This window comes from Streptomyces albidochromogenes (assembly GCF_005981925.1).
Lineage (GTDB): Bacteria > Actinomycetota > Actinomycetes > Streptomycetales > Streptomycetaceae > Streptomyces > Streptomyces albidochromogenes.
In genome coordinates this window covers 1-19,381 of the sequence record NZ_VBVX01000116.1, presented here as the reverse complement: position 1 = coordinate 19,381, position 19,381 = coordinate 1, and the positions used below count along the sequence as shown (strand labels likewise).

The window sequence follows — 19,381 nt, the reverse complement described above, 5'->3', positions numbered from 1 at the left end:
GCCGCCAGCGTTCGTCCTGAGCCAGGATCAAACTCTCCATGAATGTTTGCTCGTAATCGAGCTAGCACCACGAAAGAGCGGAACAGATCGGGCCGGAATGTGGCCCGCTGTTCTCAGCGTCCTCGCTGTGTTCGCCTGGACTGCCACAAGGGCAGCCAGGACTTTTCAAAGGAACCACCAACCCACCGAAGTGGGCCGGGGTATCAACATATCTGGCGTTGACTTTTGGCACGCTGTTGAGTTCTCAAGGAACGGACGCTTCCTTTGTACTCACCCTCTCGGGCTTTCCTCCGGGCTTTCGTTCGGCATTTCGTGTTCCCGACTCTATCAGACGCTTTCGTGTCCGACTTCCTCGGCGCTTTCCAGTTCTTCGCTTTCGCGTTTCCCTTTCCGGCGATTCCGACTTTATCAGAAGTTCTGAGTCGGAATTCCCGCCCCGATCGGTCGGCCCCCGGGCGCACCAGTGCGCCGGGCTTCCCGTTCAGGAGGAGTCGTAAACGTACTGGAGCGGAGCGCCCCGATGCAAATCGAGGTGCCCCGCTCCCAGTTGGCGTGCTACGGCGGCGTCAGACCTCGACGACGACCGGAAGGATCATCGGACGCCGGCGGTAGGTGTCGGAGACCCACTTGCCCACCGTGCGGCGGACGAGCTGCTGGATCTGGTGCGTCTCCAGGACGCCGTCCTGGGCCGACTTGGCGATGGCCTCTTCCATCCGCGGGACCACGGCCGCGAAGGCCGAGTCGTCGATGCCGGAGCCGCGGGCGTGGATGTTCGGGCCGCCCACGACCTTGCCGGTGGCGGTGTCGACCACGACGAAGACCGAGATGAAGCCCTCTTCGCCGAGGATGCGGCGGTCCTTCAGGTGGGTCTCGGTGACGTCGCCGACCGAGAGGCCGTCGACGTACACGTAGCCGGCCTGGACCTTGCCGACGATCCGCGCGCGGCCGTCGACCAGGTCGACCACCACGCCGTCCTCTGCGATGACGATGTGGTCCTTCGGGACACCCGTCAGGGCCCCGAGTTCGGCGTTGGCGCGCAGGTGGCGCCACTCGCCGTGGACGGGCATCAGGTTCTTCGGCTTGCAGATGTTGTAGAAGTACAGCAGCTCGCCGGCCGAGGCGTGGCCCGAGACGTGGACCTTGGCGTTGCCCTTGTGGACGACGTTGGCGCCCCAGCGGGTCAGGCCGTTGATCACCCGGTAGACCGCGTTCTCGTTGCCCGGGATGAGCGACGAGGCCAGGATGACGGTGTCGCCCTGGACGATGCGGATCTGGTGGTCGCGGTTGGCCATGCGGGACAGCGCGGCCATCGGCTCGCCCTGGGAGCCCGTGCAGACCAGCACGACCTCGTGGTCGGGGAGGTCGTCGAGGGTCTTGACGTCGACGACCAGGCCGGCCGGGACCTTCAGGTAGCCCAGGTCGCGGGCGATGCCCATGTTCCGGACCATCGAGCGGCCGACGAAGGCCACGCGGCGGCCGTATTCGTGGGCCGCGTCGAGGATCTGCTGGATGCGGTGCACGTGGCTGGCGAAGCTGGCCACGATGATGCGCTTCTGGGCGTTCGCGAAGACCGTGCGCAGGACGTTCGAGATGTCGCGCTCGGGCGGTACGAAGCCGGGGACCTCGGCGTTCGTCGAGTCGGAGAGGAGGAGGTCGATGCCCTCCTCGCCGAGCTTGGCGAACTTCGGCAGGTCGGTGAGGCGGCGGTCCAGCGGGAGCTGGTCCATCTTGAAGTCGCCGGTGTGGACGACCATGCCGGCCGGGGTGCGGATGGCCACGGCCAGCGCGTCCGGGATGGAGTGGTTGACCGCCACGAACTCGCAGTCGAAGGGACCGACGCGCTCGCGGTGGCCCTCGGTGACTTCGAGGGTGTACGGGCGGATCCGGTGCTCCTGGAGCTTCGCCTCGATGAGGGCGAGCGTCAGCTTGGAGCCGATCAGCGGGATGTCCGGCTTCAGGCGGAGCAGGAAGGGGACGCCGCCGATGTGGTCCTCGTGACCGTGCGTGAGCACGATGCCCTCGATGTCGTCGAGGCGGTCCTTGATGGACGTGAAGTCCGGCAGGATCAGATCGATACCGGGCTGCTCCTCCTCGGGGAACAGCACGCCGCAGTCGACGATGAGCAGGCGGCCGCCGTACTCGAAGACCGTCATGTTCCGGCCGATCTCGCCGAGACCGCCGAGCGGGATGACGCGCAGACCGCCCTTGGGGAGCTTCGGCGGGGTACCGAGTTCAGGATGCGGATGACTCAAAAGACTCTCCTCACCACACACGCCACGTACCGCTGAGGCACGTGGCGCGCATGACATTCGTGCACTTGCTGTTGTGTGTGGGATTCCTGCGTATTCAGTTGTGAAGTCTGGTTAGAGGGCCACTCCGCCGGCCGCGAGGTCGCGCTTGAGCTGTGCCTCTTCGTCGGGCGTCAGCTCCACCATGGGAAGGCGCAGCGGGCCCGCGGGCAGGCCCTGGAGGGCGAGGGCGGCCTTGGTGGTCATGACGCCCTGGGTGCGGAACATGCCGGTGTAGACCGGGAGCAGCCGCTGGTGGATCTCCGTCGCCTTGCGTACGTCGCCGGCGAGGTGCGCCTCGAGGAGGGCGCGCAGCTCGGGGGTGACCACGTGTCCGACAACCGAGACGAAGCCGACGGCGCCGACGGACAGCAGCGGGAGGTTCAGCATGTCGTCGCCGGAGTACCAGGCGAGGCCGCTCTGGGCGATGGCCCAGCTGGCGCGGCCGAGGTCGCCCTTGGCGTCCTTGTTGGCGACGATTCGCGGGTGCTCGGCCAGCCGGACGAGCGTCTCGGTGTTGATCGGCACGCCGCTGCGGCCCGGGATGTCGTAGAGCATCACGGGAAGCCCGGTGGCGTCGGCGATGGCCGTAAAGTGGCGGAGCAGGCCCTCTTGCGGGGGCTTGTTGTAGTACGGCGTCACCGCGAGCAGGCCGTGCGCGCCGGTGCGCTCGGCGGCGCGGGCCAGCTCGAGGCTGTGGCGGGTGTCGTTCGTGCCGACGCCGGCGACGACGTGGGCCCGGTCTCCTACGGCCTCCAGTACGGCCCGTACGAGGTCGTTTTTCTCCGCGTCGCTGGTGGTCGGGGACTCGCCGGTGGTGCCGTTGACGATCAGACCGTCGTTGCCGGCGTCCACCAGGTGGGCGGCGAGGCGCTGGGCGCCGTCGAGGTCGAGTGCGCCGTCAGCCGTGAAGGGCGTGACCATGGCGGTGAGGACCCGCCCGAAGGGGGTCTGCGAAGTGGAGATCGGAGCCATGGGTAACACGCTACTCGCTGCTCAACGCGTCGTGTCCCCTCGGGGGAGGTCGGACGTACGGGAAGAGTGGAACCCGACACTGCCTGCTCGGGGGTTCAAGCAGTGCCGGGTCCGTTTGATCAGCCTAGATGAAATTCTCGAACTGCGGCAATACGGACACTTCGGACGGTGGATCCGTACATCAGTCCTCGGGCCGGCCCACGGGCCCTACGGTGCGACCCGGCCGTTGGCGTTGAAGGCCGCGTAGGTGAGGGGCATGAGCCGGGCCCACTGGGCCTCCATCTGCTCCCCCACCATCTCGATCTCGCGCTGCGGGAAGGACGGCACCTTGGCCAGCTCGTGCTGGGTGCGCAGGCCGAGGAAGTGCATGAGCGAGCGCGCGTTGCAGGTGGCGTACATGGAGGAGTACAGACCGACGGGGAGGACCGCGCGGGCGACCTCGCGGGCGACTCCGGCGGCGAGCATCTCCTGGTACGCCTCGTACGCCTGGCGGTAGGAGTCCTCCATGGCGCGGGTCGTAAGCTTCTGCTGCTCCGGGGTGCCCGCGACGAACTCGTACTTTCCGGGGCGGCCCTGCTGGACGAGCTTGCGGGACTCACCGGGGATGTAGAAGACCGGCTCCAGCTCCCTGTAGCGGCCGGATTCCTCGTTGTACGACCATCCGACGCGGTGCCGCATGAACTCGCGGAAGACGAAGATCGGGGCGCTGATGAAGAACGTCATCGAGTTGTGCTCGAAGGGGCTGCCGTGACGGTCCCGCATCAGGTAGTTGATCAGACCCTTCGAGCGCTCGGGGTCCTTGCTCAGCTCCTCCAGGGACTGCTCGCCGGCGGTCGAGACCCGGGCGGCCCACAGCACGTCGGAGTCGCCGGCGGTGTGCTTGACCAGGTCGACCGTGACATCGCTTCGGAAGTCGGGCTTGGCGGTCTCGGTGGGGGTGCCATCAGGGGTAACAGTCACCGGCGGGTCCTTCCATGTACATCGCTCGGGCGCCCCACACTCTACGGGCCGACGCCGTCCGCGAAGGCCGGTGCGGCCTCCGGCGGCGGTCGGGGGACATTGTTCGGCCGATTCAGGGAAATCGGGCACCAAGCGACAGCTTTCTACGTCTGTCCCTGTAGAAGCCCTAGTACCAGATCAAAAAAGCAAAGGAGTGCGCCCCATGTTGCGCCGGCGAGAGTCCGTCCCCTTCGCGTTCGTCGCGGAGGCCGACCGATTCCGCAGTAATGTCACCCCTCCCCCTCCCGAACGTCCCAGCGTGTCCGAGGTCGTCGGACGGACGCTCATCGGTCTCACCGTCGTCGCCGGTCTGGTGGGATCGCTGCTCTTCGGGCTTCCCGCCCTCGACCCCGCGCAGGGGCCGGGCGTGACACAGAAATCCGAGGCCGCTGACGGCCGGTGACTCGTCCGGGCCCCCTGGGGTGGCCGGGCGAAGACCCGCTGGGTAGCCTCACCGGGCACAGCCCAATCGAGCGTGCTGGTGAGTGAGGATCAGTCGTGCCCCTGCCCTTTCTGACGGCCGACCGTGCTTTCGAAGCGTCCAGTGAGACGTCCGACGACGTCGCGTTGCCCTTCGACGATCACGATCAATGGCGCCGGCCCTACCGCCCCGGCCCGTGGCGGGTGGGAGCGGCAGCCCTGCTCCTGCTCCTCGCGTCCTTCGTGCTGCTGGCCGCGATGGTCATCGCCTTCACCGGCGCGGTGTCGGGCGCCGGGGTCTGTTTCGGCCTCGCCGCCGCCGTCATCGGCTGCGCGCTGCGGTTGCTGCGGGTGGGCGCCTGGGTCAGCCGGCACGGGCTGCGGCGCGTGGGGTTCTTCTCGACCACCACGGTGCCGTGGGACCGGGCGACGCACGTGCGTACGGTCCAGCAGCCGGTGCGGTGGCTCGGGCTGCCGCGCACGGTGCAGGGGCAGGCGCTCGTGCTCCAGGGCCGGGACGGCGAGCGGCTTCAGCTGCTGACCGACCACAACGCGGACTTCCTGTCACGGGTGGAGGCGTTCGACCGGGCGGCCGACACGGTCGAGGCGTGGGGCGACGAGTACCGGCCGGCCACCGTCGCGTAAGGCATGTGAAAGGGGGGCGTCCGGCCGGACGCCCCCCTTTCGCGTGCCTACCTGCCCTCGTGGAGGGCGATCGCCCGCTGCATGGCCTTCCGGGCGCGCGGGGTGTCCCGCGCGTCGTGGTAGGCGATCGCAAGGCGGAACCAGGACCGCCAGTCGTCCGGGGCGTCCTCGGTCTCCGCGCGGCGGCGGGCGAAGACCTCGTCGGCGGAATCGCGGTCGATGCGGCCACTGGGTGTACGTACCAGCTCGTCCACGGGCAGGCCGCCCTCGGCCTCCAGCTTCGCGGACAGCGCGTCCGCCTTGCGGGCGAACTGCGTGGTCTGCCAGAGGAACCAGATGCCGAGGCCCGGCAGGACCAGCACCGCGACGCCGAAGGTGACGGTGAGGACGGTGCCTTCCCGGATGAGGAAGTACCCCCTGCTGCCGGCCAGGACGAAGTAGACGACCAGGACGGCGGCGAGGACGAAGTACGTGATCTTTGCGCGCATGGCTCTCGCTGCCGTCAGTTCAGGTCGAGGAAGTTTTCCAGGCCGAAGGTGAGGCCGGGAGTGGTCACCACGCGGCGCGCGCCGAGCAGGATGCCCGGCATGAAGCTGCTGTGGTGCAGGGAGTCGTGGCGGATCGTCAGGGTCTCGCCCTCGCCGCCGAGGAGGACCTCCTGGTGGGCGAGGAGGCCGCGCAGCCGGATGGCGTGCACGGGTACCCCGTCCACGTCCGCGCCGCGGGCTCCGTCCACCGCCGTGGTGGTGGCGTCGGGCTGGGGGTCGCTGCCGGCCTCGGCGCGCGCCGCCGCGATGAGCTGGGCGGTGCGGGTCGCGGTGCCCGAGGGGGCGTCGGCCTTGTTCGGGTGGTGCAGCTCGACGACCTCGACGGACTCGAAGTACGGGGCCGCCTGCTGGGCGAACTTCATGGTCAGGACGGCGCCGATGGAGAAGTTCGGCGCGATGAGCACGCCGGTCTCCGGGAAGGTGTCCAGCCAGGAGCGGAGCTGCGCGAGGCGTTCGTCGGTCCAGCCGGTGGTGCCGACGACGGCGTGGATGCCGTGGCGTACGCAGAAGTCGAGGTTGCCCATCACCGACGCGGGGGTGGTGAGCTCGACGACGACCTGGGCGTCGGCTTCGACGAGGGCTTCGAGCTTGTCGCCCCGGCTCAGCGCGGCCACCAGTTCCATGTCTTCCGCGGCCTCGACGGCCCGTACGGCCTCGGAGCCGATACGGCCCTTGGCACCGAGAACGGCCACGCGCAGCTTGCTCATTGCTTGCTTCTTTCTGGAGGGCTCTAGGCGACTGATTCGTGCAGGCGGTCGGCCTGCTTGTCCTTCAGCGGGCCGATGACCGACAGGGACGGCCGGTGGCCCAGGACGTCGGCGGCGACCTCCCGTACCTCGTCGGGGGTCACTGCCGCCATCCGGGCGAGCATGTCGTCGACGGAGATGTGCTCGCCCCAGGCCAGCTCGCTCTTGCCGATGCGGTTCATGAGCGCGCCGGTGTCCTCCAGGCCGAGGACGGTGGAGCCGGAGAGCTGGCCGACGGCGCGGTCGATCTCTTCGTCGGGCAGACCGTTCGCGGCGACCTTCTCCAGCTCGTCGCGGCAGATCTTGAGTACGTCGTGGACCTGGCCGGGCCGGCAGCCGGCGTACACGCCGAACAGGCCGCAGTCGGCGAAGCTGGAGGTGTACGAGTACACGCTGTAGGCCAGGCCGCGCTTCTCCCGTACCTCCTGGAAGAGGCGGGACGACATGCCGCCGCCGAGAGCCGTGTTCAGTACGCCGAGCGCCCAGCGGCGGTCGTCGGTGCGGGACAGGCCCGGCATGCCGAGGACGACGTGCGCCTGCTCGGTCTTGCGGTTCAGGTGCTCTACGCGGCCGGCGGTGCGGATGACGCGGGAGCCGTCGCGCGGGTCGAGCGGGACCGCGTCCGTGCGGGACAGGGCGCCGGCGCGCTCGAAGGCCCGGCGGACCTGGCGTACGACGGTGGCGTGGTCCACGTTGCCCGCGGCCGCGACGACGAGGTGCGTCGGGTCGTAGTGCTTCTTGTAGAAGCGGCGGATGCGGTCGGCGGACAGCCCCTCGACGGTGTCGACGGTGCCGAGGACCGGGCGGCCCAGCGGGGTGTCGCCGAACATGGTCTTCGCGAACAGGTCGTGCACCACGTCGCCCGGGTCGTCCTCGGTCATCGCGATCTCTTCGAGGATGACGCCGCGCTCCGCGTCGACGTCCTCGGCCCTGATCAGGGAGCCCGTCAGCATGTCGCAGACGATGTCGATCGCGAGGGGGAGGTTGGTGTCCAGTACACGGGCGTAGTAGCACGTGTACTCCTTCGCCGTGAAGGCGTTCATCTCGCCGCCGACCGCGTCGATCGCGGACGAGATGTCGAGGGCACTGCGCTTCCCGGTGCCCTTGAAGAGGAGGTGCTCCAGGTAGTGCGTGGCGCCGTTCAGCGAGGGCGTCTCGTCGCGGGAGCCGACGTGCGCCCAGATGCCGAAGGTGGCGGAGCGTACGGAGGGCAGGGTCTCGGTGACGACGCGCAGACCGCCGGGGAGGGTGGTCCTGCGGACGGTGCCGATGCCGTTCTGGCCCTTGAGCAGCGTTTGGGTACGGGCGACGGCCCGCCCCTCCGAGGAGGTGCGGGCCGTCGTCACGGAACTACGGGACGTCACTTGTCGGTGTCGTCCTTGTCGGCCTCGGAGCCCTCTTCGCCCTCGATCACGGGGACGAGGGAGAGCTTGCCGCGCGAGTCGATCTCGGCGATCTCGACCTGGACCTTCTGGCCCACACCGAGCACGTCCTCGACGTTCTCCACGCGCTTGCCGCCGGCGAGCTTGCGGATCTGCGAGATGTGCAGCAGACCGTCCTTGCCGGGCATCAGGGAGACGAAGGCACCGAAGGTGGTGGTCTTGACGACCGTACCCAGGTAGCGCTCGCCGACCTCCGGCATCGTCGGGTTCGCGATCGCGTTGATCGTGGCGCGCGCGGCCTCGGCCTGCGAGCCCACGGCGGCACCGATGTAGATGGTGCCGTCGTCCTCGATCGTGATGTCGGCGCCGGTGTCCTCCTGGATCTGGTTGATCATCTTGCCCTTGGGGCCGATGACCTCACCGATCTTGTCCACGGGGATCTTGACGGTGATGATCCGCGGGGCGTTGGGGGACATCTCGTCCGGCGTGTCGATCGCTTCCATCATCACGTCGAGGATGTGGAGGCGGGCGTCGCGGGCCTGCTTGAGGGCCGCGGCCAGGACGGAGGCCGGGATGCCGTCCAGCTTGGTGTCGAGCTGGAGGGCGGTGACGAATTCCTTCGTACCGGCGACCTTGAAGTCCATGTCGCCGAACGCGTCCTCGGCGCCGAGGATGTCGGTGAGGGCGACGTAGTGCGTCTTGCCGTCGATCTCCTGCGAGATCAGGCCCATGGCGATACCGGCGACGGGGGCCTTGAGGGGCACACCGGCGTTCAGCAGCGACATGGTGGAGGCGCAGACCGAGCCCATGGACGTCGAGCCGTTGGAGCCGAGAGCCTCGGACACCTGGCGGATCGCGTACGGGAACTCCTCGCGCGTCGGCAGCACCGGCACGATGGCGCGCTCGGCGAGCGCTCCGTGGCCGATCTCGCGGCGCTTGGGCGAACCCACGCGGCCGGTCTCACCGACGGAGTACGGCGGGAAGTTGTAGTTGTGCATGTAGCGCTTGCGGGTCACCGGGGAGAGGGTGTCCAGCTGCTGCTCCATGCGGAGCATGTTGAGGGTGGTGACGCCCAGGATCTGGGTCTCGCCACGCTCGAACAGCGCCGAGCCGTGCACGCGCGGGATGGCCTCGACCTCGGCGGCGAGCGTACGGATGTCCGTGACGCCGCGGCCGTCGATGCGGACCTTGTCCTTGATGACGCGCTCGCGCACCAGGTGCTTGGTCAGCGCGCGGTACGCACCGGAGATCTCCTTCTCGCGACCCTCGAACTGCGGGAGCAGCTTCTCGGCGGCGATCTCCTTGATGCGGTCGAGCTCGTTCTCGCGCTCCTGCTTGCCGGCGATGGTGAGCGCCTGCGTGAGCTCGGACTTGACGGCGGCGGTCAGCGCCTCCAGCACGTCGTCCTGGTACTCGAGGAAGACCGGGAACTCGCCGGTGGGCTTGGCGGCCTTGGCGGCGAGGTCCGACTGGGCCTTGCAGAGGACCTTGATGAACGGCTTCGCGGCCTCGAGACCGGCGGCGACGATCTCCTCGGTCGGGGCGTCGGCGCCGTCCTTGACGAGCTGGATGGTCTTCTCGGTGGCCTCGGCCTCGACCATCATGATCGCGACGTCGCCGTCCTCCAGGACGCGACCGGCGACGACCATGTCGAAGACGGCGTCCTCGAGCTCGGTGTGCGTCGGGAAGGCGACCCACTGGCCCTTGATCAGGGCCACACGGGTGGCGCCGATCGGGCCGGAGAAGGGCAGGCCGGCCAGGATCGTGGAGCAGGAGGCGGCGTTGATCGCGACCACGTCGTACAGGTGGTCGGGGTTGAGCGCCATGATCGTCTCGACGATCTGGATCTCGTTGCGCAGGCCCTTCTTGAAGGAGGGGCGCAGCGGGCGGTCGATCAGGCGGCAGGTGAGGATCGCGTCCTCGGAGGGCCGGCCCTCGCGACGGAAGAAGGAGCCGGGGATCTTTCCGGCTGCGTACATCCGCTCCTCGACGTCCACCGTGAGGGGGAAGAAGTCGAGCTGGTCCTTGGGCTTCTTGGAAGCGGTGGTGGCCGACATCACCATGGTGTCGTCGTCCAGGTACGCCACGGCGGAGCCGGCGGCCTGCTTGGCGAGGCGGCCCGTCTCGAAGCGGATGGTGCGGGTGCCGAAGGAACCGTTGTCAATGACGGCCTCGGCGTAGTGGGTCTCGTTCTCCACTAGCGTTATCTCCGATACTTTTCGTCTTTCGTCCCCGTCGCCCGTGTGGCGGGGGGACAGTGGCGGAGAAGCGCTTCAGCTGCGGGCCGGTCTTCGATCGAAGACCCCGGTGTCGATGTGCTCCGGGGGCCACTACCGAGGACCGGCGGCGGGGAAGCCGCTTCTCGCGTGTTTCTGTGTTGCGTTGTACGACCAGACTACTGAGCGTCCGGTACGTCACGCACGTACAGCAAAGGGAGCGGTCCCCTGGAAGTGGGGTACCGCTCCCTTCACGACGTCCGTCTTACTTGGCGCCGCCGGCCGCGCCACGGCGGATGCCGAGGCGGTCGACCAGGGCACGGAAGCGCTGGATGTCCTTCTTGGCCAGGTACTGCAGCAGGCGGCGGCGCTGGCCGACCAGGATCAGCAGACCACGACGGGAGTGGTGGTCGTGCTTGTGCGTCTTGAGGTGCTCGGTGAGGTCCGAGATCCGGCGCGAAAGCATGGCGACCTGGACCTCGGGGGAGCCGGTGTCGCCTTCCTTCTGAGCGAACTCGGTCATGATCTGCTTCTTCGTAGCGGCGTCGAGCGGCACGCGTACTCCTCTTGGTCTTCGTATTGCCACCGAGTGCCCCAGGTCGAATTCTCTGGGGAGCTTCCGTTACTCGGGAGGCGGGGATCCGCTGGGCGCAGCCCTCCGGATGTCCGGGGGCGCATACACAAGCGGCCGTCATGCAGCTTACCAGCAGATGCGAGCGCCCCCGACGGCGGCCCGTGGGGGCGCGGACCGGCGGGGGCGTACGCGTGCGGGTCAGACGCCGCCGCGGACCTTGGCGTACACGTCGAGGACCGCCAGGCAGATCGGGATCAGGGAGAGCAGGACCAGCGAGTCCGCCAGGTCCAGCATGCGGCCCCAGAAGGGTGACAGGCCCTTCTGCGGAACGATCAGCGCGATCGCGATCAGGAGCATCGCACCGGCCGCGACGGAGGCGCCGAGCCACAGGGTCCGTACGTCGACGGCCGCCGAGTCGCCCTTGGCGAGGTCGACGAGGATCTCCATGGGGGGCGAGATCGCGAGGCCGAGGATCAGCAGGCCCATCGTGAGGACGCCGGCCACGAGCAGGCAGGTGACCTGGGCGGTGTAGCGGAACAGGCGGGCCCGCAGCATCGCGGCCAGCGCGGTGACCAGGGCCATCAGCTGGGCCCAGCCGCTGTCGCTGAAGCCGAGCACGGCGCCGCCGGCGCCGAGGATGACGACGGCGCAGCCGCCGACGAGGCCGAGCAGCAGTTCGTGGCCGCGGCTGGTCTGGGCGACGATGCGCTGTACGTCGACGGCCTCCTGGCTGCCCTCCTGGCCCTCGCGGCGGGCCCTGGCCAGGTCCTCCGGGTTGCGGAAGCCGATCGGCAGCTTGGCGAACCGGGCCGACCAGCCCGGCAGGAATCCGACCACGGCCAGGGCGACGACCGAGGTGACGGCGGCGATCTCGCGGGGCTGCGCCTCGGTGAGCACTCCGCCGAAGGCGGCGAGGGTGCCGATCGCGGCGGCGAGCGCCGCGGCGACGAAGGGCGCGTCGCCCTGCGGCAGCAGCATGATCAGTACGACGGAGAAGAGCAGGACGGCGACGCAGCCGACGAGGAACTGCAGCCGGCCGGGTCCCTCGCCCGCGTCCTGCGGGAGGACGCCGGAGCCGGCGATGAGCGCGTGCGGCAGGGCGGCGATGCCGAGGGCGACGGCCGAGGCCCTGTCGTCGTACACCCGGCCGCGCACACCGGCGAGGGCCGTCAGCGTCAGCGCGACCACGCCGGCGACGATGCCCTGGAGTCCGTGCATGTCGTGGCGGAGCGGGTCGGCGAACCAGAAGACGAAGCCGAGCATCGCCAGCAGCAGGACGCCGGAGACGAGGCCGGCGACCCGCATCAGGTTGTCGTTCCAGCCGCGCAGGTCCTGCTTGACGGCGGTGGCGACCGCGTCGACCACGTCGTCGTGGACGGCCGGCGGCAGCGAGTCGGCGAACGTGCGCAGCAGCAGCACCTCGCCGTCCCTGACGCGGTGTTCCAGCAACGAACGGCTCGCGTCGAGGACATGGCCGTCGCGGCGCACGAGGTGGTAGCCGGCGAGGCTGCCGTCCGACTGGGCCATGCCCGAGAGCCTGATGATCTCCGGATAGATGTCCTGGATCGGCAGGTCCTCCGGCAGCGCCACATCGATACGGCTGTCCGGCGCTGCGACGGTGACTCGGCAGAAACCCGTCGATGTGCCCGTGCTCACCTGGTAGTTCCCCCTGCTAGACAAGCTTCTTTACGCCGCTCGTACGACGCGGAGCGCCACCTTATCGTCCGCCCCGGGGGGCACAGGTCCCGCCTCCCTCATTCCTCCTCGCACTCCCCCGCATCTCCACGCTCCTGCCTCCCGGCGGCCTCGGGCGTGACAGTAGGATCAGCGGCTACGCGTGCCTGCTTTTCGGGCCGGGGGTCCGGGGGTTGCACCCGGAAGAAAACACAGCAATCGCGAAGGATGAGTGCATCGGTGAGCGTCGTCATCATCAAACGGCAGCCGCGGATCCAGCCGCCTGCTGTCCCGGACGGCGAGGTCAAGCTGGAGTCGCCGCCAGAGATTCCGCGGGAGGGCGACGACAGTGTGCTGATGAACCTGCTGCCGATGATGGGCATGCTGGGTTCCGTCGGCTTCTTCTTCATGCCGAACCTCCCCTCTTATATGCGGGTGGTCGGCGGGCTCATGCTGGCCTCGACCCTCGCCATGGGCATCGCCCAGTTCGCCAAGTCCCGGCAGGGCGGCGGCGCGGGGATGGCGCAGGACCGGCGTGACTACTTCCGCTACCTGGAGCAGGTCCGCAAGGACGTGCACAAGACGGCCGAACTCCAGCGCCGTACGCAGCTCTTCCAGCATCCGGACCCCGACCAGCTGTGGGCGCTGGCCGCTGACGGCAAGCGGCTGTGGGAACGCCGCCCGACCGACGCCGACTTCGCGTCCGTACGCATGGGGCTCGGCAGCCAGCAGCTGGCAACTCCCCTGGCCGCGCCGGAGACCGCTCCCAAGGAGGAGCTGGAGCCGCTGACGGCGGCGGCCATGAAGGCGTTCCTCGACGCGCACGGCAGCCTGGCCGACCTGCCGGTCTCGGTGTCGCTGCGCGCCTTCTACCACGTGGCGGTGGCCGGTGACACCGACACCGTGTACGGCAACGCCCGTGCGGCGATCGCGCAGCTCGCGACGCTGCACTCCCCCGAAGACCTGATGATCGCCGTGGTCGCGCACCCGTCCGCCGCTGCGGACTGGGACTGGATCAAGTGGCTGCCGCACAGCCAGCACCCGAAGGCGAAGGACGGCGCCGGCTCGGCCCGGCTGCTCTTCGACGACCTCGGTGAGCTGGAGGAGGCGCTGGAGGACCAGCTGGGCGACCGGCCGCGCTGGAACCGGGACGCGAACCCCGTGTACGACCAGCCGCACCTGATCGTGGTGCTCGACGGCGGCACCGTGCCGCCCGACTCGGGCCTCGCCGGCGCGGAGGGGCTGCAGGGCGTCACGTTTCTGGAGATCGCGCCCGGGGAGCTGGAGGACGAGCTGCGCGGCGGGCTGACCGCGTACGTGAAGCCGGACCGCATGAAGCTGTACGTCGGCCACGAGTCGGCGTACAGCGGCAAGCCCGACGTGCTGAGCCCGGAGCAGGCCGAGTCCCTGGCCCGGCAGCTCGCCGCCTTCCGGGTGGGCACCGCCGAAGAGGGCGAACCGCTGCTGTCCAACCTCGACTTCACCGACCTGATGGGGATCGGCGACGCGGGTTCGGTCGACGTCTCGCGCACCTGGCGTCCGCGCACACTGCACGAGCGGCTGCGGGTGCCGATCGGTGTCGGCGAGAACGGCGAGCCGGTCATGCTCGACCTCAAGGAGGCGTCGCAGGAGGGCATGGGCCCGCACGGCCTGTGCGTCGGCGCGACCGGCTCCGGCAAGTCCGAGGTGCTGCGTACGCTGGTGCTCGGTCTCGCGGTGACGCACTCCTCGGAAACGCTGAACTTCATCCTCGCGGACTTCAAGGGCGGCGCGACCTTCGCCGGCATGGTGGACATGCCGCACACCGCGGCTGTCATCACCAACCTGGCGGACGACCTGACGCTCGTCGACCGCATGCGCGACTCGATCATGGGTGAGATGCAGCGCCGCCAGGAGCTGCTGCGTACCGCCGGCAACTACGCGAACATCCACGACTACGAGAAGGCGCGGGCGGCCGGCGCCGCGCTCGAACCGCTGGCGTCGCTGGTGATCGTGCTCGACGAGTTCTCCGAACTCCTGACCGCCAAGCCGGACTTCATCGACATGTTCATCCAGATCGGCCGCATCGGCCGTTCGCTGGGTGTGCACCTGCTGCTCGCCTCGCAGCGCCTGGAGGAGGGCAAGCTGCGGGGTCTGGACACGTACCTGTCGTACCGGATCGGTCTGCGTACGTTCTCCGCCGCCGAGTCGCGTACGGCGATCGGCGTCCCGGACGCGTACCACCTGCCGTCGATTCCGGGCTCCGGCTATCTGCGGTACGACACCGACACCATGGTCCGCTTCAAGGCGGCGTACGTGTCGGGCGCCTACCACGGCGAGGGTCCGTCGCGCGTGCACCGCTCCACCCAGCTGCGGCCGGCGCTGTTCACGGCGCAGCACGTGGCGCTGCCGCCGCAGCCGGTGGTCGAGGAGCCGGAGGCCGGGAACCGGGTCGACGACGCGCTCGCGGACACGGTGCTCGACGTGATCGTCGCCAAGATGGAGAACCAGGGGCCGCCGGCGCACCAGGTGTGGCTGCCGCCGCTGGAGGAGGCCCCTTCGCTGGAGCAGTTGCTGCCGGCGCTGGCCGTCACGGCGGAGCGCGGCCTGACCGCGCCGGAGTACACGGCGCTCGGGCGGCTCAACGTGCCGGTCGGTCTGGTGGACAAGCCGTTCGAGCAGCGGCGTGACGTGCTGTACCGCGACTTCTCGGGCGGCGCCGGCCACGGTCTGTTCGTGGGCGGTCCGCAGTCCGGCAAGTCGACACTGCTGCGTACGCTCATCTCGTCGTTCGCCTTCACGCACACGCCGAGCGAGGTGCAGTTCTACTGCCTGGACTTCGGCGGTGGCGGTCTGATCGCGATGGAGGACCTGGCGCACGTCGGCGGGGTCGCGAACCGGCTCGACGGCGAGAAGGTCCGCCGTACGGTCAGCGAGGTCGAGGGCATCCTCAACACGCGTGAGGAGTACTTCCGCGCGAACAACGTCGACTCGATCCAGACGTACCGCCAGCGCCGGGCGGCGGGGCAGCTGCCCGACCAGCCGTGGGGTGACGTCTTCCTGGTCATCGACGGCTGGGCGACGTTCAAGACGGACTACGAGATGCTCGAGGCGAGCATCACGGACATGGCGATGCGCGGTCTCGGCTTCGGTGTGCACGTGATCCTGACGGCGAGCCGTTACACCGAGGTGCGGCCCGCGCTCAAGGACATGCTGCAGAACCGCATCGAGCTGCGGCTCGGTGACCCGACCGAGTCGGAGATCGACCGCAAGGTGGCGCAGAACGTGCCCGCGGCGGTGCCCGGCCGCGGCCTGAGCCCGGACAAGCTGCACTTCATGACGGCACTGCCGCGGGTCGACGGCTCCTCGGAGACGGAGGACCTGGCGGAGGCGACGGGCGTGCTCATCCGGGGCATCAACGAGAACTGGCAGGGCGCCCCGGCTCCGGCGGTGCGGCTGCTGCCGAGGATCCTGGAGGCGGACCGGCTGCCCAAGGGGTTCGAGCAGCCCGACCGCGGTGTCGCGTTCGGCATCGACGAGTCGGCGCTCGCGCCGGTGTTCATCGACTTCGAGACGGACCCGCACTTCATCGTGTTCGGCGAGAGCGAGTCGGGCAAGTCGTCGGTGCTGCGGCTGCTCATCAAGCAGATCACCGAGCGGTACACGCCCGAGCAGGCGAAGATCGTCATGGGCGACTACCGGCGCGCGCACCTGGAGGCCGTACCGGACTCGCACCTGTCGCGCTACTGCGCGTCCGCGCCCGCGCTGACGGAGACGCTGGAGGGCCTGGCCGGGTCGCTCAGCCGGCGTATGCCGGGGCCGGACGTGACGCCGGAGCAGCTGCGCAACCGCAGCTGGTACAACAGCCCGGACGCGTACGTCATCATCGACGACTACGACCTGGTGGCGACCGGCATGAACCCGCTGTCGCCGCTGGTGGAGTACCTGCCGTACGCCCGTGACGTGGGCCTGCACGTCATCATCGCGCGCTCGGCGGGCGGCGCGAGCCGGTCGCTGTACGAGCCGGTGATGCAGCGTCTGCGGGAGCTCGGGGCGCAGGGTCTGGTGATGTCCGGCGACCGGTCGGAGGGCGCGCTGCTGGGCAGCATCACGCCGTCGCAGCTGCCGCCGGGGCGCGGGTACTTCCACACGCGGCGCAGGAGCGGGCAGATGGTGCAGGTGGGGTGGCTGCCTTCGCGGTTCTGACCGGTTGGTGGTTCTGACCGGTTGGTGGGCTGCGCGCGTGTGACGTGTTGTACGCGTGTGAGGTGAGGGGCGGTGCCCATGGGGGTGCCGCCCCTCTCGCTTTCCCTTGGAAGGCGTGGTGGGCGAGCGTTAGGCTGGCGCTGCGACAGACGTGCGTTTTGCGAACACGGGGGGCAGTTGTGGCGGGGAACGACACGATGAGGGCCGATGCCTCGGTCCTCAAAGGCGAGGGCTTCCACATGTTCGAGGTGGGGCAGGATTTCGCCCTGGCCGCGAAGGCGCTGTTCGAGGGCCTGAACGCCATCGAGAGCGAGTCGGGCAAGACGCCGCCGTGGGGCGACGACGAGATGGGCGAGCACTTCGGCGTCGTCTATGAGGGCCTGCGCGACGGCATGAAGGACTCGATGCCCAGCCTGGCGCAGCGGATCGCGGGCATGGGCATGAAGTTCACGAAGATGGGTGTGAACCACGAGAAGCACGAGGCGGAAGAGGACGCGAAGTACGCGGCGCTGACGTCTCAGCACGAGGCCGACGGCGGCGCGAAGGTGAACAACTTCAAGTCGGTGTGAGGTGCCGTGAGGCACGATCGACGTCGAGTCCGCACACATCGGCCCCAGGCCCTCTTGCCGACGGTTGTGTCGGCGAGTTCCCACCCAAGGCAACGCGAGTCAGGCAAGGACACCACCCATGACCCCTGAGACACCCGCCCCAGAGCCCCAGGTCCCGCCCACCACTCCCGAGCAGGCTCTGGAGATCGTCCGCAGCCGTTACGCCCAGCCCCAGCTGGCGGACGGCTCACCGGCCCCGATGCACGTCCACGAGTTCGACATCGGCTACCTGGTGTACGCGACCTTCCCGCCGACCACCGACACGGCCGGCCGGCCGCAGCCGGCGCAGCCCGGCGGCAGCAAGATCGTGGTGGCCAAGGACACCGGCGAGACCGTGACCGTACCCAACTACCCGACGGAGAAGGCCATCGCGCTGTACCGCCGGCGGCGCGAGCCGGGCGAGTAGGGACGGCCGACACCACCGTCGCCGCGGCGCGCACAACTTGTTCACCGGATTCGCCCTGTTCGCAGCACGGTTGTGACAGGAGCAGGCTCCAGCAACGGTGGTGATGGTTAGTAAGCTTTAGGCACAGCTGTACTTCGTGTGATTCTCCTGGTGTTGGGGGACGTTGTACGGCGGTTGCCTATCGGGGGTGTGGCGCGCTGTGGCGATGATGTTGCCGGATGAGCTCGAGTGGGTCCTGAAGATGCTCGGCTACAACTGGCCGACAGCGAACGAGGACCTGCTCAGAGACTCCGCCGCGCTGTGGCGGAAGTTCGGTGACGACGCCCAGAAGCTGCGCATCCGAGCGGACACCAGTGCCCGCACGGTGGTCGCGCACAACGCGGGCGAGTCCATCGACAAGTTCACCACCCACTACAAGAAGTTCTCCGACGGCTCGGACGGCTACCTCGCCAACGCCTCCGAAGCCGCCTACATCATCGCCAACACCTTCGAAGCCGCCGCCTATCTGGTGGAGTTCGCCAAGTACGCGGTCATCGTCCAGCTCATCGCGCTGGCCATCCAGATCGCCGCGGCGGCCGCCGCGTCCATCGTCACCTTCGGCCTGTCCGCCGCCGCCGGAATGGCCGCCACCCAGATCACCCGCCTCGCCGTACGACGCATCCTCGACGCGCTCAAAGACGCGCTGATGCAAGCCATCATCGAAGCGATGAAGGAACCGGCCGTCTCCGCCGTCCAGGCGATGGTCACCGACCTGGTCCGGCAGTCCGTGAACGTCGGCTTCGGCACCCAGGAGGGCTTCGACCTCAGCAAGACGGTCAAGGCGGGCGCCCAGGGCGGCTGGGAAGCCATCAAGCAGACACCGCAGACGTTCGCCGAAGGGCTGCGCGACGGCCTGGGCAAGAAGGCCGGCAGCAGCATCCGCGACGGCATCGACAGCGGCTACAACAACAGCATGGACGCCTACAACAACCGCAACAATCCCTCTGGGGGGAGCGGTGACGGCGGCGGCAGCGGCGACAACTCGGGGGGCGACAGCTCGTCCTCGGACGGCTCCAACTCGTCCAACTCGTCATCGAACTCCTCGAACTCATCGAATTCGAGCACGTCCGACTCGAACTCTTCCTCGTCGAACCCGTCGAGCACATCCAACTCGTCGGGCGCGTCGAACGCGTCGGGTTCGTCGAACTCGTCCGGGTCGACGAACCAGTCGGGCTCATCCACCCCTTCGAACTCGTCGAACTCGTCGAACCCGTCGAGCTCTCCTGACACCTCCAGCTCGGACTCGTCGACGACGTCACGCTCGAACACCAACACGGGCAACACGAACATCGGCGGTGGCATATCCGCCGACGGAGACGGCCCGGCGCCCTACAGCGCCCCCGATCTCGGGAACCTCCCCAGCACCGACAGCGGGAGCGGCACGTCCAACTCCTCCCCCAGCACCTCGGACACCGCGCAGAATCCTTCCTCCTCCAACTCGCCCTCCCGGCCGACGCTGTCGGACTTCGACGACCCTTCACCCGGCGGTCCGTCCTCGTCCCCGTCCCCCTCCCCGTCCGCGGACACCGGCAGCAGCACACCCAGTTCGGGCGACAGCCGCGGCGGCTCGTCCTCACCCGGTGGCCTCACCGCACCCAGCCCGCAATCGGCCCCCACACCCACGGGCGGCAGCACACCCTCCTCCACGAGCAACGGCGGCTCGATCAGCACCAACA

Annotated in this window: 15 protein-coding genes; 6 read left to right on the top strand and 9 right to left on the bottom strand. The window is 68.9% G+C overall.

The features are described 5' to 3' along the window. Positions 1 to 566 precede the first annotated feature (566 nt). The 3 genes from E2E34_RS17000 to thyX form a co-directional block, all read right to left on the bottom strand. The gene (locus E2E34_RS17000; protein WP_138902763.1) at positions 567 to 2,252 is read right to left on the bottom strand and encodes a ribonuclease J; all 1,686 of its coding nucleotides are present in this window, start codon (positions 2,250 to 2,252) and stop codon (positions 567 to 569) included. A gap of 111 nt (positions 2,253 to 2,363) precedes the next feature. Next, complete coding sequence (dapA, locus tag E2E34_RS16995) at positions 2,364 to 3,263, bottom strand: 4-hydroxy-tetrahydrodipicolinate synthase (RefSeq protein WP_138902762.1); 900 nt, start codon at positions 3,261 to 3,263, stop codon at positions 2,364 to 2,366. Positions 3,264 to 3,470: 207 nt separating this feature from the next. Further along, complete coding sequence (gene thyX, locus E2E34_RS16990) at positions 3,471 to 4,223, bottom strand: FAD-dependent thymidylate synthase (protein ID WP_138902761.1); 753 nt, start codon at positions 4,221 to 4,223, stop codon at positions 3,471 to 3,473. Between the two features lie 202 nt (positions 4,224 to 4,425). Between thyX and E2E34_RS16985 the strand changes: the two genes are divergently transcribed. Further along, positions 4,426 to 4,665, top strand: a complete 240-nt coding sequence (locus E2E34_RS16985; protein WP_138895371.1) for a hypothetical protein — start codon at positions 4,426 to 4,428, stop codon at positions 4,663 to 4,665. Positions 4,666 to 4,760: 95 nt separating this feature from the next. After that, the gene (locus E2E34_RS16980; RefSeq protein ID WP_138902760.1) at positions 4,761 to 5,327 is read left to right on the top strand and encodes an SCO5741 family PH domain-containing membrane protein; all 567 of its coding nucleotides are present in this window, start codon (positions 4,761 to 4,763) and stop codon (positions 5,325 to 5,327) included. A 47-nt stretch (positions 5,328 to 5,374) separates the two neighbouring features. On the opposite strand, the gene E2E34_RS16975 is transcribed toward E2E34_RS16980, so the two are convergent. From E2E34_RS16975 to eccD, 6 genes are all read right to left on the bottom strand, one after another. Next, the gene (locus E2E34_RS16975; RefSeq protein ID WP_138902759.1) at positions 5,375 to 5,815 is read right to left on the bottom strand and encodes a tetratricopeptide repeat protein; all 441 of its coding nucleotides are present in this window, start codon (positions 5,813 to 5,815) and stop codon (positions 5,375 to 5,377) included. Between the two features lie 14 nt (positions 5,816 to 5,829). After that, complete coding sequence (dapB, locus tag E2E34_RS16970; RefSeq protein ID WP_138902758.1) at positions 5,830 to 6,582, bottom strand: 4-hydroxy-tetrahydrodipicolinate reductase; 753 nt, start codon at positions 6,580 to 6,582, stop codon at positions 5,830 to 5,832. A 23-nt stretch (positions 6,583 to 6,605) separates the two neighbouring features. Beyond that, on the bottom strand, positions 6,606 to 7,985 hold the full coding sequence (locus tag E2E34_RS16965) for a M16 family metallopeptidase (RefSeq protein WP_138902757.1): 1,380 nt from the start codon (positions 7,983 to 7,985) through the stop codon (positions 6,606 to 6,608). Further along, a complete protein-coding gene (locus tag E2E34_RS16960; RefSeq protein ID WP_138902756.1) occupies positions 7,982 to 10,201 on the bottom strand; it encodes a polyribonucleotide nucleotidyltransferase in 2,220 nt (739 codons plus the stop codon). The genes E2E34_RS16965 and E2E34_RS16960 overlap by 4 nt, the downstream gene beginning before the upstream one ends. A gap of 283 nt (positions 10,202 to 10,484) precedes the next feature. Continuing rightward, positions 10,485 to 10,775, bottom strand: a complete 291-nt coding sequence (gene rpsO, locus E2E34_RS16955; RefSeq protein WP_018551846.1) for a 30S ribosomal protein S15 — start codon at positions 10,773 to 10,775, stop codon at positions 10,485 to 10,487. A gap of 216 nt (positions 10,776 to 10,991) precedes the next feature. Beyond that, positions 10,992 to 12,449 carry a type VII secretion integral membrane protein EccD gene (gene eccD / locus E2E34_RS16950; protein WP_138902755.1) on the bottom strand — a complete coding sequence of 486 codons (1,458 nt, stop codon included), beginning with the start codon at positions 12,447 to 12,449 and terminating at the stop codon, positions 10,992 to 10,994. A 258-nt stretch (positions 12,450 to 12,707) separates the two neighbouring features. Here eccD and eccCa point away from each other — a divergent pair, with 258 nt between their 5' ends. The 4 genes from eccCa to E2E34_RS16930 all read left to right on the top strand — a co-directional run. Continuing rightward, positions 12,708 to 16,652 (top strand): type VII secretion protein EccCa, encoded by a 3,945-nt coding sequence (eccCa, locus tag E2E34_RS16945; RefSeq protein ID WP_138902754.1) that lies wholly within the window; start codon positions 12,708 to 12,710, stop codon positions 16,650 to 16,652. 197 nt (positions 16,653 to 16,849) lie between these two features. Next, on the top strand, positions 16,850 to 17,221 hold the full coding sequence (locus E2E34_RS16940) for a hypothetical protein (RefSeq protein WP_138902753.1): 372 nt from the start codon (positions 16,850 to 16,852) through the stop codon (positions 17,219 to 17,221). A 118-nt stretch (positions 17,222 to 17,339) separates the two neighbouring features. After that, positions 17,340 to 17,666: an SUKH-4 family immunity protein gene (locus tag E2E34_RS16935; protein ID WP_138902752.1), complete on the top strand. Its 327-nt coding sequence runs from the start codon at positions 17,340 to 17,342 to the stop codon at positions 17,664 to 17,666. A 205-nt stretch (positions 17,667 to 17,871) separates the two neighbouring features. Continuing rightward, on the top strand, positions 17,872 to 19,381 hold a 1,510-nt coding region (locus E2E34_RS16930), incomplete at its 3' end, for a WXG100-like domain-containing protein (RefSeq protein ID WP_138902751.1).